Origin of the sequence: Corynebacterium spheniscorum, assembly GCF_900113445.1 — a bacterium.
GTDB lineage: Bacteria > Actinomycetota > Actinomycetes > Mycobacteriales > Mycobacteriaceae > Corynebacterium > Corynebacterium spheniscorum.
In genome coordinates this window covers 175,786-190,145 of the sequence record NZ_FOPJ01000002.1, presented here as the reverse complement: position 1 = coordinate 190,145, position 14,360 = coordinate 175,786, and the positions used below count along the sequence as shown (strand labels likewise).

General features: G+C 55.4%; 13 protein-coding genes. 5 read left to right on the top strand and 8 right to left on the bottom strand.

The window, feature by feature from the left end:
• Positions 1-96 precede the first annotated feature (96 nt).
• Both BMZ01_RS02390 and BMZ01_RS02385 read left to right on the top strand, forming a co-directional pair.
• Positions 97-1,158, top strand: coding sequence for a DUF418 domain-containing protein (locus BMZ01_RS02390; protein ID WP_143067426.1), 1,062 nt, complete (start codon positions 97-99; stop codon positions 1,156-1,158).
• A 73-nt stretch (positions 1,159-1,231) separates the two neighbouring features.
• Complete coding sequence (locus tag BMZ01_RS02385; RefSeq protein ID WP_092284037.1) at positions 1,232-2,281, top strand: M48 family metalloprotease; 1,050 nt, start codon at positions 1,232-1,234, stop codon at positions 2,279-2,281.
• Here the strand turns inward: BMZ01_RS02385 and BMZ01_RS02380 are convergent.
• Both BMZ01_RS02380 and lepA read right to left on the bottom strand, forming a co-directional pair.
• Positions 2,278-2,781 (bottom strand): phosphoribosyltransferase, encoded by a 504-nt coding sequence (locus BMZ01_RS02380; protein ID WP_092284035.1) that lies wholly within the window; start codon positions 2,779-2,781, stop codon positions 2,278-2,280. The genes BMZ01_RS02385 and BMZ01_RS02380 overlap by 4 nt on opposite strands.
• Before the next feature lie 222 nt (positions 2,782-3,003).
• A complete protein-coding gene (lepA, locus tag BMZ01_RS02375) occupies positions 3,004-4,851 on the bottom strand; it encodes a translation elongation factor 4 (protein WP_092284033.1) in 1,848 nt (615 codons plus the stop codon).
• 192 nt (positions 4,852-5,043) lie between these two features.
• Between lepA and BMZ01_RS02370 the strand changes: the two genes are divergently transcribed.
• Positions 5,044-5,658 carry a type II toxin-antitoxin system PemK/MazF family toxin gene (locus BMZ01_RS02370; RefSeq protein WP_092284238.1) on the top strand — a complete coding sequence of 205 codons (615 nt, stop codon included), beginning with the start codon at positions 5,044-5,046 and terminating at the stop codon, positions 5,656-5,658.
• 213 nt (positions 5,659-5,871) lie between these two features.
• Positions 5,872-6,135 carry a 30S ribosomal protein S20 gene (rpsT, locus tag BMZ01_RS02365; RefSeq protein WP_092284236.1) on the top strand — a complete coding sequence of 88 codons (264 nt, stop codon included), beginning with the start codon at positions 5,872-5,874 and terminating at the stop codon, positions 6,133-6,135.
• A 154-nt stretch (positions 6,136-6,289) separates the two neighbouring features.
• On the opposite strand, the gene BMZ01_RS02360 is transcribed toward rpsT, so the two are convergent.
• The 5 genes from BMZ01_RS02360 to BMZ01_RS02340 form a co-directional block, all read right to left on the bottom strand.
• Complete coding sequence (locus BMZ01_RS02360) at positions 6,290-6,937, bottom strand: LysE family translocator (protein WP_092284031.1); 648 nt, start codon at positions 6,935-6,937, stop codon at positions 6,290-6,292.
• Positions 6,934-7,368 (bottom strand): ankyrin repeat domain-containing protein, encoded by a 435-nt coding sequence (locus tag BMZ01_RS02355; RefSeq protein ID WP_092284029.1) that lies wholly within the window; start codon positions 7,366-7,368, stop codon positions 6,934-6,936. The genes BMZ01_RS02360 and BMZ01_RS02355 overlap by 4 nt, the downstream gene beginning before the upstream one ends.
• Before the next feature lie 10 nt (positions 7,369-7,378).
• Positions 7,379-8,386, bottom strand: a complete 1,008-nt coding sequence (holA, locus tag BMZ01_RS02350) for a DNA polymerase III subunit delta (protein ID WP_092284027.1) — start codon at positions 8,384-8,386, stop codon at positions 7,379-7,381.
• Positions 8,387-8,444: 58 nt separating this feature from the next.
• On the bottom strand, positions 8,445-8,723 hold the full coding sequence (locus tag BMZ01_RS02345) for a hypothetical protein (protein WP_092284025.1): 279 nt from the start codon (positions 8,721-8,723) through the stop codon (positions 8,445-8,447).
• Between the two features lie 176 nt (positions 8,724-8,899).
• The gene (locus BMZ01_RS02340; protein ID WP_092284023.1) at positions 8,900-10,798 is read right to left on the bottom strand and encodes a ComEC/Rec2 family competence protein; all 1,899 of its coding nucleotides are present in this window, start codon (positions 10,796-10,798) and stop codon (positions 8,900-8,902) included.
• Positions 10,799-11,789: 991 nt separating this feature from the next.
• Here BMZ01_RS02340 and BMZ01_RS02335 point away from each other — a divergent pair.
• Entirely contained in the window at positions 11,790-12,668 is an 879-nt protein-coding gene (locus tag BMZ01_RS02335; RefSeq protein WP_092284021.1) for a hypothetical protein, read from the top strand.
• Between the two features lie 617 nt (positions 12,669-13,285).
• Here the strand turns inward: BMZ01_RS02335 and BMZ01_RS02330 are convergent.
• Positions 13,286-14,083, bottom strand: a complete 798-nt coding sequence (locus tag BMZ01_RS02330) for a ComEA family DNA-binding protein (RefSeq protein WP_092284019.1) — start codon at positions 14,081-14,083, stop codon at positions 13,286-13,288.
• Positions 14,084-14,360 lie beyond the last annotated feature (277 nt).

Genomic DNA, 14,360 nt, shown 5'->3' with positions numbered 1-14,360 from the left:
ACTTCCTGCCAAGTACTTAAGCACTTCACCCTAGTCCTACCTTTAGCCTCTTTTGGCTAGTAATCAGCCACATTGTCCGTGCTACTTTCCTTCCTTGTGACAACTCCGCTTGCCCGCAGCTCCCAACAATCCCGCATCATTGGTCTTGATATCGCCCGTGGTCTCGCCATTATCGGCATGATCACCGCCCATATCGGCCCTTTTGGTTTCCTCGGCGCTAAAAACCCCACCGATGGTTACCCCTCCGCACTATTTGCCGTACTTGCTGGGGTGAGCATGTCGATCATGGCCAGCGGTGGACTCAAACGCGGTGGCAAAGCCATCAGCATCTCGCGTAAACAACTCATCTTGCGCGGGGTACTTCTTACCGGTTTGGCCATTTGCCTCGGCCTTGTCCAACAATCCATTGCCGTCGTCCTCTTCGAGATTTCCCTGACCTTCATGCTGTTGTGGTGGATGCCGGCTGTGCGCACCCGCTGGCAGATCACCACCGTGGCACTGCTCCTGCTGGGCTCTTCGGTCATGGCGCTGCTCTCCTTCCCCGAACAGCCCTATCCCCTTATCGGCTGGGTGGCTTATGGTGCCGTTGGTGCTTTATTACACCGCACCTTCATCCACACCCAACCCCGCATCCACCTTGGGGTTGGGCTTATCGGCATCGCCGTGGCAGTACTCGGACTGTGGGTACGCGTCGGTGATGAAGACCCCGCCACCAAAACCCACCTCTGGTTAGCCTCCACCGCCCCGCATTCCGGCGGGGTCTTCGATCTGTTCTTCTCCCTCGGCGCAGCCCTCGGGGTCCTCGGGCTATCGCTTTATATCAGCCACAATCCCCGCGTACTGCTGCGTCCTCTCCAAGCCATGGGCTCCATGGCGCTCACCGCCTATCTCGTCCACATTTTGAGCGCCGGTCCCCTACTGGACCATGAGGTCGCACAATATAACAAGGAACAAGAACAGCTCTACCACGCTGGTGCACCCCAAGTACCAGGAAAAACCGATGCTGAGCTCTACTCCCATCCACTGCTGTGGGTAGGCACCATTGGTGGGTTATTAGTCTTCGCCCCACTGTGGAAGCAACGCTTTAGGCGCGGCCCAGCGGAGTGGGCCATGTACCGCAGCATTGAGGCCATCGTTCCGCGTTCCCCTAAAGAGTAAGCTGAACATCAACTACCTGGCGCTGAGCGTTGACGCTCGGCGCCTTCACTCTGAGCCTTCGGATGTATGCACTGTGGATGATTCCCGCCCTTCGCCCTTTGATAAAAGAACCAGGCGAGCGCTGCGCCATCATTGGCAAGACCGCATCCTATGGGTCTCCACCATCCTCACAGCCATCTTGGTCATCATCGCCATCTGGGCGATCGTGGAGCTACTCCGCGGGGATCTACGCCTAGGTGATCTCTCCGGTACCGCCCACAACCTCGTAGCCGGGGCGATTGCGCTGATGACCATCGCCCCATCCTTGATCATTAGTGCCCGGGTTATTCGCTCAGCTAAACCCCGGGCCACCGGCGCGGTGGTCACCCCCTCACAATTCCCGGAAGTCTACGAGCTGGTGCAAACCTACACCGCGCTTTTCCAGATGCCGCGGGCCCCCAAAGTCATCTTCGATGATTCCGCCGATAATCTCAGCCAATCCACAGCCCGGCTGCGCTCTAATACGATCACTTTGCACACCGATCTTCTTGAAGCCCCGCGGCTCAACCCAGAAGGCACCCTCGCGGTCTTACGTTTCGCTCTTGCCCGCGAGTTCGGTCTCCTAAGAGATGGCCGCCGTAACTTTGGCTACCAATTCGTCCTCGTCATCGTCCAAGGCGTGCCTTATTTAAAAACCGTCCTCGCTCGCGCTGAAGAATACACCGCGGATCGTTGGGGTGCGTTAATCGCCCCGGAAGCAGCCGCCGATTATTGCGGCTTCCTCGCCGTCGGCAAAGGGCTCTTCGCCGACACCAGCCTCCAAGAACTAGCCCGCCCTGCCGGCCACGGTGGGTGGGCGGAGCTAGCACCCGCCTGGACCATGGCTGTTCCCCCTCTTCCTTGGCGCGTCCGCGCGTTCGCAGAACTAGGGGTCTGCGCCCCAGATACTCTGCAGGTCCTCTCCCCCTGCGCCCCACAGCAGCTCACCCCGGACTTATTGCACCAGCGCTACCACCTGATGAACTTCAAAGAACCGCGCACGCAGGGCGCATTTTGGTTCCCACCTAAGCGTCACAGCGACGCTGAACTGGCGAGAATCTGCCCTGCAGGCACGGTTGCCGAATTCGATCAGGATCTGCCTTAGCCCTGGTAATTCACCGGCGGCTCAGCCGACCACGGGAACACGATCCACTCATCGGTGTGCTTCCACACATAATCCGGAGCGATCTCGGAACGGGATTTGCCATACAGCACAGCGGAGCGCACCTCGGCGCCATGCTGTTTCAGCAGATTCAAAACCAAATGCAGGGTGCGCCCGGAATCAGCAACATCATCTACTACCAAGAGTTTCTTATTGGAGATGGAGTCGGTATCCAAGAGGGGCTCAAGGAGCACGGGGTCCGGGAGGGTTTCTTGCACGTCGGTATAAAACTCGACGTTGATGGCGTCAGAGAGTTTCACGCCAAGGGAGTAGCTTAAGGCACCGGCGGGAAGCAGGCCGCCGCGCGCCACCGCGATAATAATATCCGGGTTGAAACCGGAGTCGGCAATTTGTTGGGCGAGCTCACGTTGGGCGGTGCCGAAGCCCTCCCAAGTAAGAATTTCCTTCTGATCCAATTCCGAGGAATCTGCATGGTAGGCCATGCTCGGATAATACGCGCATTGCGCCCACTGTGGCGAAGTTTGCCCGCACTTAGTGAAACCACCTACATGCCATCTAAACCGAAACGCCTTATGAGGCACCATTTTCTTTAACCCACACCCCAAACAAGCGCCAGCCCGGCAGCACAAGAGTAAAGGGCGCACCGTCATGAAAACGATGCGCCCTCTAGCGACTTCCAGGCAACGAAGGCCGCTGTGCGCTATTTAGTCGGCGTCGGTGGATAGTGCGGCGACGAAGGCTTCCTGCGGCACGGAGACCGAGCCGATGGACTTCATGCGCTTCTTGCCTTCCTTCTGCTTCTCCAGCAGCTTGCGCTTACGGGAAATATCGCCGCCATAGCACTTAGCCAGCACGTCTTTACGTAGCGCACGGATATTTTCACGCGCAATGATCTTCGAGCCGATCGCTGCCTGCACGGGTACTTCGAATTGCTGGCGGGGAATGATTTCTTTTAGCTTCACGGTCATCTTATTGCCGTACCACTGCGCATTATCGCGGTGCACGATCGCGGAGAAAGCATCCACCGGTTCACCCTGGAGCAGGATATCCACCTTCACCAGGTCGGCCTGTTGCTCGCCAGCTTCCTCATAGTTCAAGGAGGCATAGCCGCGGGTACGGGACTTCAACATGTCGAAGAAGTCGAAGATGATTTCACCTAGTGGCATGGTGTAGCGCAGCTCCACGCGGTCTTCGGATAGATAATCCATTCCACCCATTTGACCGCGCTTGGATTGGCATAGCTCCATGGTGGGGCCAATGAACTCGGCCGGCACAATCACCGTCATCTTCACGATGGGTTCGTAGACCTCACGGAGTTTGCCTTCTGGCCAATCCGAGGGGTTGTGCACGCGGTGTTCGCTGCCATCTTCGGCCACCACACGGTAGTTCACCGAAGGTGCCGTGGAGATCAGATCAAGATCGAATTCGCGCTGGAGACGATCGCGGGTGATCTCCATGTGCAGAAGCCCTAGGAAACCGCAGCGGAAACCGAAGCCCAAGGCCACAGAAGTTTCTGGCTCCCACACCAGGGAGGCATCATTGAGCTGCAGTTTTTCCAGTGCGTCACGTAGGTCCGGGAAATCAGCCTGGGAGATGGGGAAAAGCCCGGAGTACACCATGGGTTTGGGCTCGGCGTAGCCCTGCAGGGGTTCTTCAGCGCCGTGGACAGCCCAGGTGACGGTATCGCCGACCTTGGATTGGCGCACATCTTTCACACCGGTGATGATGTAGCCCACTTCGCCAGGGCCAAGGCCCTTACATTTCTTCGGGGTGGGCGAGACAATGCCGATCTCAAGGTTTTCATGCACCGTGCCAGTCGACATCATCTTCAGGCGCTGTTTGGGTTCCAGGCGACCATCCACCATGCGGATATAGGTGACCACGCCGCGGTAGGTGTCATATACGGAGTCGAAAATCATGGCGCGTGCCGGGGCATCGGCACCATTGGGGCTTACCGGTGGGGGAACCTGTTCGCAGACGCGGTCGAGGAGTTCTTCAACACCTTGGCCGGTTTTAGCGGAAATGCGCAGGACTTCTTCTGGTTCGCAGCCCACAATATTGGCCACTTCGAGGGCGTATTTTTCTGGGTCTGCGGCAGGCAGGTCGATCTTGTTGAGCACCGGGATGATCTCGAGGTCTTTATCCATGGCGAGATAAAGGTTCGCCAGGGTTTGGGCCTCAATGCCTTGGGCGGCATCCACTAAGAGAATGGCACCTTCGCAGGCTTCGAGTGCCCGGGAGACTTCATAGGTGAAGTCCACGTGGCCGGGGGTGTCAATCATCTGCATGACGATTTCTTCCCCAGCGCAGGAACCGGTTTTAGGTACCCAGGGAAGGCGAACGTTTTGGGCTTTAATGGTGATGCCGCGTTCGCGTTCGATGTCCATATTGTCGAGGTATTGCTCGCGCATATCGCGTGCATCAACCACCTTGGACAAGCCGAGGATGCGATCCGCCAAGGTGGACTTGCCGTGATCAATATGCGCGATGATGCAGAAGTTACGGATCTGTTTTGGATCCGTGAACGTGTTCTCCGCAAAATTAGCGACCATTATGTCCTAGCCCACTTCCCTTAATCTTTGACTCATCACACCCTACCCTGCTCCCCCGCCGCTATCTAAAGCCTATGAGGTGCGGGTTGAAAAGGCACCCTCATACCGATTCTGAGCTGTAGTTTTTTCCGGTGCCATAGTGGTGGTGAATAAGGATGCGACTTGGGGGTTCAAGGCACTAATGTGAAAGCCATGGGCACTTCCTCCACCTCGGGCAGCCAACAGGCTTCGGGTAACGAAGGTTCGCGACCGCGTCGCGCACGCAGTCGTTTCAACCGGCTGATTAACCGCCTAGCCCCCGGGGTGATTGAGAACCCGCTGGAAACAGGGTTATCGCGCTTAAATGATCGCTTGGGTTTAGGGCTTAGCGATAGTGAAGGCACTGGGCCCAGCATGCCGAGGGCAGCCACCGCCTTGCATGTGGAAAACACGAAGGATGCCGCGCGCAGCATTTTTTACGCCCCCGATATGGATGGCCAGGCTGAACCTGGTGAAGTGGTGTGGATTTGGACGCCCTCCGATGACCCCAACAGTCCACTTCGCGAACGCGCCATTTTGGTGGTGGGTCGTACCCGGCACACGATTTTAGGTTTACTCATCTCCCCTAACCCCGAACACGATGGGGAAGATAGTTGGCTAGACATTGGTGCCGGTGAGTGGGATTCTTCCGGGCGGCAGTGCTGGATCCGCTTAGACAAGGTGCTAGAGGTCTCTGAGCTGGGCATTAGGCGCCAAGGTGCGGTGTTGCCTAGGCGCCGGTTTGAGCGGGTGGCGAATAAGCTGCGGCAGTCTTATTCCTGGATGTAGTTGCCAGGATGTAGGTAGCAGGCGGTTGGGCTGCTATACTTTCGGACTGTTGTCCATACAGCTAGGGCGCCGACGTCAGGACGGGCAGGACCTTGGGTCCGTTCTTTGAACACGTCGGCCGCGAAACTCTTAATCGGGTTTTAGGACATGTCCTTTGAGCTTGTTGTGGATTTCAGTCAACGATTCAATCGATATCAAGAGGTAGCCCAAAACATGGCAAATATTAAGTCCCAGCAGAAGCGCATCCTGACCAACGAAAAGGCCCGCGTTCGTAACCAGGCCGTTCGTTCCGCTGTCCGCACCGAGATCCGCAAGTTCCGTGAGATCTGCGAGGCCGGCGACAAGGCTGCCGCTGAGACCCAGCTGCGAGTCGCTTCCCGCGCTCTCGACAAGGCTGTGTCCAAGGGCGTTTTCCACCGCAATAATGCGGCCAACAAGAAGTCCGCTATGGCCATTGCTTTCAACAAGCTCGGCTAATCGCAGCTTCTAAAGCTTTCTAAGCTTCAGATAATCCTTCGTTTATTCAGTACCTGCTTTTGCGGGTACCGAATAGTGCGGAGGATTTTTTGTATGCCCGAAAGTCTCGGCCCGCAGCTCCCCTACCCCAAGGAGAAGCGCGGGCCAGGATGCTTTAAGCGAGGATCTCCCAGATACCTCGGGAGATCAGCAGTGCGCCTAGGCACATAAACACAATGCCGGAGCCAATGTCGATCCAGCTGGATGCACCCAGAAGCTTCAGTTGGATAGCGCGGGTGCTGACCACGAATGAAAGTGTCAGGAATACTGCTAGTGAGCAGCTAATAAGTACTGCGACCACCAAGAGCTGCACTGCAAAAGAGGGGTGGTGTGGGAGCAGCGGCACCGTGATGGAGGATAAAAAGAGCACAATCTTGGGGTTAGAGAGATTCGTGGTTAACCCCAAGCGGAAGGCATGACCCAGGGTGCCTAGCGACTCGCTGGCGGTATCAATATCAATGGGGCGCTCATAGCGAGTTGCCCAGCCTTGACGGAAAAGGCTTTGGCCCATCCAGATCAACCAGCCACCGCCCAAGATTTGGACGGCTTCCAGGATCGCCGGGAAGGTGGTCAGCAGTGCCGCGGCACCGAAGACCGTCAGCGCAATCCACATAAATGCGCCCACGTGCACGCCAAGGCTAGTGGCGATGGCGTGTTTACGTGAGCGGGTTGCCTGCCGGGTGACCAATAAAACATCTGGGCCGGGTGAGGCCGCGCCGAGAGTATTGGCGAGCGCTAGCATCGCCAGATCGGCGAGGTTCACTTCTCATCCGCAGTGAAGCGACTCACCAGGCCTTCACGGCCAAAGAGTTTCGCAGTATCAACGGCAGTGGGGCTGCCAGCTAGAGGATCAGCACCAGCGTGCAGCAGTGCCTCGATGACATCATCTTCCTTCTTAAACACCGCACCGGCCAGCGGGGATTGGCCACGGTCATTCAGCCGGTTAGGATCCGCACCGCGTTCCGCCAACGCAGTAACAAGCGCGGCGTGGCCAGCGTAGGCGGCGAGCATGAGGAAAGTATTGCCCTCATGGTTGGCGAGATCGACAGGCACACCGCTATCGATGTAGGTGATTAATTCAGCGTTGCCGGTGCGGGCTGCTTCAAATAGACGGTTCGCGAGATCCTGGAGATCATCAGGGAGTTGATCTTCGGGCTGATTTTCATTGGGCTGTTGGGGGTGCTGCTGGTTCATAGGGAATAGATTAGCCAGCGAGCTCAGCAACGCGACGCACCGCCGCCTCTATAGCGTATTCCGGATCCCCGCCACGGCCCTTGACCTGGGCATCTAGATCAGCCACCACAATCACAGCCTTGGAAATGGCATCCCCACTCCACCGCCGCGCAACGCTAAGAGTTTTCTCAATAACAAAGGGGTGCATCCCTAATTCCCCGGCTAGCTGTCGGGTATTAACCTGCCCGCGAGTCGAGTAAAGCCGAGCAATAGTCCCGACTTTCATGGCGAGGGCGGCACTCAAGGCCACCGGGGAGGTGCCCAGCTGCAAGGCACGCCGGGTAGATGCGACTGCCCGGGCAGTGCGTCCAGCAACCGCAAGGTCCGCGATATCAAAGCCGGAGACTTCGGCAACGCCTTCGTAGTATTGGCGAACCGCATCCACAGTGACATTGCCATTGGTATCAGAGACTAATTGGCTAACGGCAGAGGCGAGTTCGCGGAGATCCGAGCCCACGCCTTCTAAAAGGGCATGGGTAACATCCGGGGGAACGTTCACGCCGTGGGCGCGGAATTCTTGGTTCACCCAACCTGGACGATCCCGGGGTTTAAGCGCGTTGACCTCGTGAACTTGGGTGAGTTTCTTGAGCTTAGGCACCATGGACTTAGTACGCCCACCGCCGCTATGCATGATGATCATGGTGACCCCAGGGGCTGGATCGACCAGGGCGTTGAGCACTAACTCTGCAGGTTCTTTGCCGGCATCATTGAAGTCGGTGAGGACCACAACGCGATCATCGGCGAAAAGGGAGGGGCTTAAAAGCTCAATCAGTTCTGGAGCGGTCACCATCCCGGCGCGCAGCCGGGTGACAGGAACATCCGGCTTGCCTTGGGTGATCTCCCGGGTAATGCGGTTGCGGATCCTTTCGGCGAGGAATTCCTCATCGCCGAGGATCAAGTGCGCGGGGGCAAGAGGGGCGATTGGTGCGCCTTGGGCGCTAGCGTTCCTGCCTTGGTACGCGGGAGATTCTTGGGGCATGGCTTCTATGGTGCCATAAGCGCGAGAATTGGTTTCGCGCTAATGATGAGCCACCGTTTTAGTTTTGCGCGCCTTCGATTGCTGAGTTTTCTGCCTCGGCGGCTTGTGTCTTTGCAGTTTCTGCTTGAGCTGCGCGCTTTTTACGGTCTCGTTGCGCTAAGCCCCAGGCCACACCGACCATGACGACAATCATGACCAACATGTTGATCACCGCGGTGGGGGTGTCACCAAGGTTCGGGAAGAGCGTTCCTAAGACCCAGTGCAGGCCGATAATAAAGCCCCATAGTGCGAGGGCGCCTACGGCGAGGAACAGAATAGTTTGAAGAATATTTTTCATTAGCTGAGGTGCGGAAGTTCTTTCTGCCAGAATCTTTTGTTGTGAAGGTACAACTTGGTGCGCCTTAAGGTTTCTCTTGAGCGTACCTTGCCGCTGCTTGAACACCCCAAGCCTGCCGGACGAGGTCGCAGGCAAAGATGTCGAACATAGCGAGCTTTTGGAGCATTACCTCGAAGCTAGAACCTTCGGTCCCGGGCCCGTTGAGTGCCATCGCTATAGATAGTGACGACGCCGTCACGGTGCGGGTAGAGAACAGGGATTCCATGCGGAGTCACAGTAGGCCGGATGGAAGGAGCTCCGGAAGCATCTTCTACGACGATCACTAGGGGTGCTTCTGCTGCTTGCCAGTTGTCGAGCGCATCGAAGATGTCTTTTTCTTGCGCGACTCTTAGGATCCGGTGGGCGTTGCCGGGATCCTGCCACTTCACCACTTCTACCCCGCTGCGTGCTGCGCGGCTGGGTTGTTGAAGCTCCCAGACACTCATCCCAAGAGCACCAATCAACAGGCCAGATACTAATGCTTTACGTGGGGTGGTGTTGCTCAAGCGGCGGCGCCACCTAACCCGCGTAGCTATAAGGGCGTTCCCCACTCCTCGTCGGTTTTCACTTCCCACACCACCGCCCTGGCTGAGCGGTTTAGGCGTTATTCCATAGCGGGCTACTAACCCATGCAAGCCAAGCAGAATCCACCCATAAACAACGATGACCGTCAGTGGACCTCGCCAACCGCTTGGAAGAACGAGGGTGCTGAAGGAGAACTGGTCGCACCAGATCGAAACTTTGGAAATCCACCAGCTAAAAGGCTGCACAATCCATAGTGCTGGCGCCGCCCACGGGATAGGCCCCGGTATAAGTACTAACACTGCGGCGAGTAGGCCCACCACGGTGACCGGGGCTACCGCTGGGGCAGCCAGAACATTTGCCAATACGGAGACTGTGGGGACGCGCCCGGCCATCAACGCGATAATCGGGATGGTCATAATGTCGGCAGCGATCGCCACGGCTAAGGCGCGCAGCATAATGTCCGGGATTCGCCAGCGTGCCAGGAGTCTCGCTAGCAGCTGGTAGATCCACGGATGAACGGCGACAATCCCGATGGTCGCGGCAACGGATAAAGCGAAGCCATAGCTCAGCGCCATGTCGCTATCCCACAAAATCAGCCCGATGATAGCGAGGCTTAGAGCATGAAGGGGTTCCATTCTTGAGGAACTCCACACGGCGATAAAACCAACCATGCCGGTGACGGTGGCTCTTAGAACACTGGGTTCAGTACCGACGAGAATTACGAAAACCACCACGGAGAAAGCAGCAGCAATGAGTTGTGCTTTAAGCCCGGCACCGAGCATTCGCATCAGCATCACCACCGCCGTGGTCAGCACCGCGAGGTTGGCGCCACTAACTGCTGAAAGGTGGCTAAGGCCAGTGTCGATATAGCGTTGAAGTTCCTCTGGGCTTTGGGTGGAGGTGTCTCCCAGCACCATTCCGGGGATAAGGCCTTGGGAGTCCTTGCCGACATAGTTCTGAACTGCGTCATTAAAGCGTGAGCCGACATAGTTTGCGAAGGCATCTCCCCCGCGTGGTGGCCTGATTTCCTCGGCTTTTGAGGCTCGGAAGACCACAGGACATACCGCCGCACGATCAGCTTCTTGCACCCGCAGCTGGAGGAGCACCCGACTGCCTTGTTGGATAGCATCTGGGGACTCCACCGCGTTGGCTTTGAACATCACCGGTACGCGGGTGGGGATACCATCGGCAGCAAATAGTGCATGCCAGCCACCACCGCGGGAGCGAAGCGGACGAAGATCGGTGATTAGTTTCCCGCTTACCTGCGTAAAGCTTGGTAGCGGGTCACATAGGTTCATCCTCAGCTTGGTGAGCACGGTGGTTGCAAGAGAAGCCGTGGACACTAAGAGCACCTGACCACGGGCTGCTGAGTGCCTCCAGAAGGCCCACGCCGCTACAACAACGGCTAATGCAAAAATTGCGATGGTGAGTGCAGCCGGGAAACGCATGATGATGAGCCAGGTACAAAACCACACCGCAGCAGCACTAGGCACCAGTCGCAGTTCCCGCATGATGTAGCTTCACTCCCCCACAGTTTTCCCATCCGAGTCTCTTCCGGGTTGGTCAGCTTTAGACCTTTAGGTGCGCACGCATTTTTTCGAACTTTGAAGGTCCGATCCCCTTGACCTCAGGACCTTTTCTAGGCCTCCGATTCTGATGCCCGGATGGCCGAGATGATTCCCCGGTGAGTGGAAAACGAAATATTAAGCCGAACCCCCAAGCTGATACTACAACAACCATCCTCGGGCACCAGCCTGAGCCACGATACTGTGCTGAATACTCTGTTGGGAGCGCTTACCGTCTAATGCTTGGGCTCAGCAGCCGGGGAGTACGAGGTACCAGCTCGACCAGCGTGCTTCGACATTAGACCGCGGCAGCAACTCATCGGAATTTAAGAACGACCTATCGACTCGGGCAAGACAAGGCGCGGTCTTAGCAATGGAAACGATGCAAGCTACCTGCATTGATCACAAAGTCGACTTTTGAGATTTCGAAATAGTGATTTCTAATTTCATAATTTGTTCAATCTAATATTACTACGTAATACTTTCCGACTTGATAATCCTCGCAACACTTGGCCGACCTCATCAGAGCTTCGGCAAATACATAAACGATCCGGAACAATCAGACCACACCACTGGCTTAGAGCTAGAATGAGATCAGCCAGCTTATACGCTCTTCACATGAGTGTTTTTCCAGTAGCCTTAGCACTGGTCCGCTCGGCTAAAGATCGGCGGGCATACTCAACGGACCAGAAAGCCAAACAGTTGTCGATCTGCCCAAGCATAGCCAGATACCCGTACTGATCATTCTCACCATGGACTCGAGCCTAAGTGTTTTAAGTCCGCTGGCTCAGACCAATTCGGTGCCGAGGCCTTGGCAGACCTAAGCCCCAGCATGAAAGTGAGGCTTCCAGCTGTACACCTAGGCCCTTTGGCACGCGGATTATCGCTGGTATATTCGCACCGTGGAATACTGACAAACCTAGGATGCGCAATACCTATGGCCTTTACTGATTTGGGATGGTGGACCGCAGAACGACTAGTAGCGGCAGCCAATCTGGGGCTTTTCATCCTCGCTGTTTTTACTGCAGCAGCTGCACTGATAGCAATACACCAAACTAAGAAGATCATCAAGCAAAATGAAGAAGCACAGACCGAAGCTGCTATGGCGACACTCAAATCCCAGAACCAGCAAGAGGAATACAACCGCCTAGCAGCTAAATCGGTAAAACTACAGGCCGAGTCGGTCGAACGAACAAATCGACCAATGATGACCGCCCGGTATTTACCGCCACAACATGAAGCTAGTTTTCTGGATATCGAAATTGACAACGCTGGAAGGTCCATCGCTCATGATGTTCAAGTCAAATTCGACCCCCCACTCCCCCAACCAAATCTGGAAAAGCTGAATAAAAACTGCAAGAACGGCGACTATTATGTTCCATTGGTTGAGCTGACTCAAAGAGCGTTCGAAGGACGGGTATTCCAAACGTGGGTACCGGGGCAAAAAATCACTGCCCCACTATGGGTTGACCATAAGGACTATATCTTCGGCGACCCCGCTGGATTTTCTGCCGAGGGAGTTCCCGCTAGCCAACTCGTCCACATCTCCTATAAGGATGCGATCGGCAAAGAGTACCAAGATAGTTTTGCGCTTGACCCCGGGATCTGGGCGGGAAAGCTATTCCCTCAGTCTGAAATGAATAAGCAGCGCAAAGTCCTGAAACAGATGGCAGGTTATCTTTCAGGCATAGAGGAGCAGGTAAAGCTGTTTGTAAATCGAACAACTTCGGCAAGTCAAAAAGAGCTTGAAAGAGAAGAAAAGAAGCAGCGCATAATAGAAAACGACCGTCGGCGCCGCGAAATGTTCAACGAATAGATTCAAGCCCAGAAGATTCTCTTGCTTTATCGCCTGCCAAATAGGCCTGATCCAGCTGAAACACCATTCGTCGTTAGCTCGTAACCAAACTCTTTTCCGTTTACTGGAAATGGCAAAAAGCGGGAACAGGAATCTAGCAGGATATCTTTCTAATCCTAGGTCGTTTGCAGCCCGACGCGATGTACTATTTTGCTACCGCTGCCCAAAGGTGTGGACTGTTTCGTCAGAGTATCAACGTCGCCGCGACCCCAAAAATTCGATGAAAACGATTCTGTTTGCCATATTTCCACAGCAAAATCATCATCAACGTGATGGTTTTTAGTCAAGAAACAGTAGACGCTAAGATGTACAAGTCGATTCTCACTTCTCCATCCCAAACCTAGTGCTCGCTCACCCTCCTCTGTTCTTAGCCTCTAAGAGCATTAGAGTCATAGAGTTCCGAAACTGCGTTTACGTACGGAGGCAGCCATGGGATGGCCACTGGAAAAATAGCTACCCGCATGGAAATTACAGCTAACCGAACCAGCGACCCCCTCAACAAGAATTACCGCTTGTGTGACGCACCACTGCGTATCCTCGTTCTCGGGCTAGTCATGGTTCAGATCTTTACGTGCACATCAGATCTTTAAGTGCGCACGCATTTTTTCAAACTTTGAAGGCCCTATCCCCTTGACCTCTAAGAGCTGCTCAATGCTCCTAAAACCGCCGATAGCTTCACGATGCGCAATGATCGCTTGCGCTGTTTTCTCCCCTACGCCGGGTAGTTGGTTGAGCTCCGCCACGCCTGCGGTATTGAGGTTCACTACCCCGCCACCGCCAAGAGAACCAGTGCCGTTTGCTGATCCCGCACCACTGGTAGGTTCCATCGGCTCCATGGGGCTAGGCATCATTAAAGCCGGTGGTAACTCTTCCCCAACCCTGGGCACATAGATCTGCTCACCATCGCTTAGTTTTCGCGCCTGATTTAACGCCAGAAGTTCCGCGTCAGGCTTCAAGACCGCGATAGTTAAGGCATCGGCGACTCGCGCTTCAGCAGTCAAGGTCACCAGCCCGGGTTGTTCCACATTCCCCATCACCGAAACCACTAAGTCCTCAGTGGGTTCTACCCCCGCTGATCCAGTGGATGTCGGATTATTCAATCCCAAGGGAACAAACGGTGTGGGTGCGAGCGGTTCGATAGAAGAGCTCGCTGCGTTTGCTGAAACCTGGGTATCTTCCCCCGCGGACTTGGCTTTGGTCAGAGTCACCACGCCGAAGATGAGTGCACAGATTAATAGCGCAAGTGCGCCAGCAATGGCTTGTGTTTTGCTCAGTCCAACGCGGGTATCACTCGGGTAATTAACCCTCAAAAGATCTTCTTCCCCAGTTGGACGGAGCAAATCCGATACCCGGGCTCTCAAAGCATGCTCACTCATGTCGGCCAATCTAGAACAGGACTCAGGGAATGGAGTGTTGGGCGGAAAGGAAAATGTGGATAGAAGCTGACCTTGATCACCGAATGTGGATAAGTCTATCCTTCAAGTATTTCAATTTCCTTCTTATAACTACCGAGCCCGGAGATTTCCCACGAGGAATTACCGGCGATGTGCCTATGCACTTATTTCCCTCCCCCATAACTGAGTCGCTCCCAACTGAATGTAGGACGATTCAGTAGAGTTGCTTTCAGATTCGATTTAATAGAGAAAGAGGCAA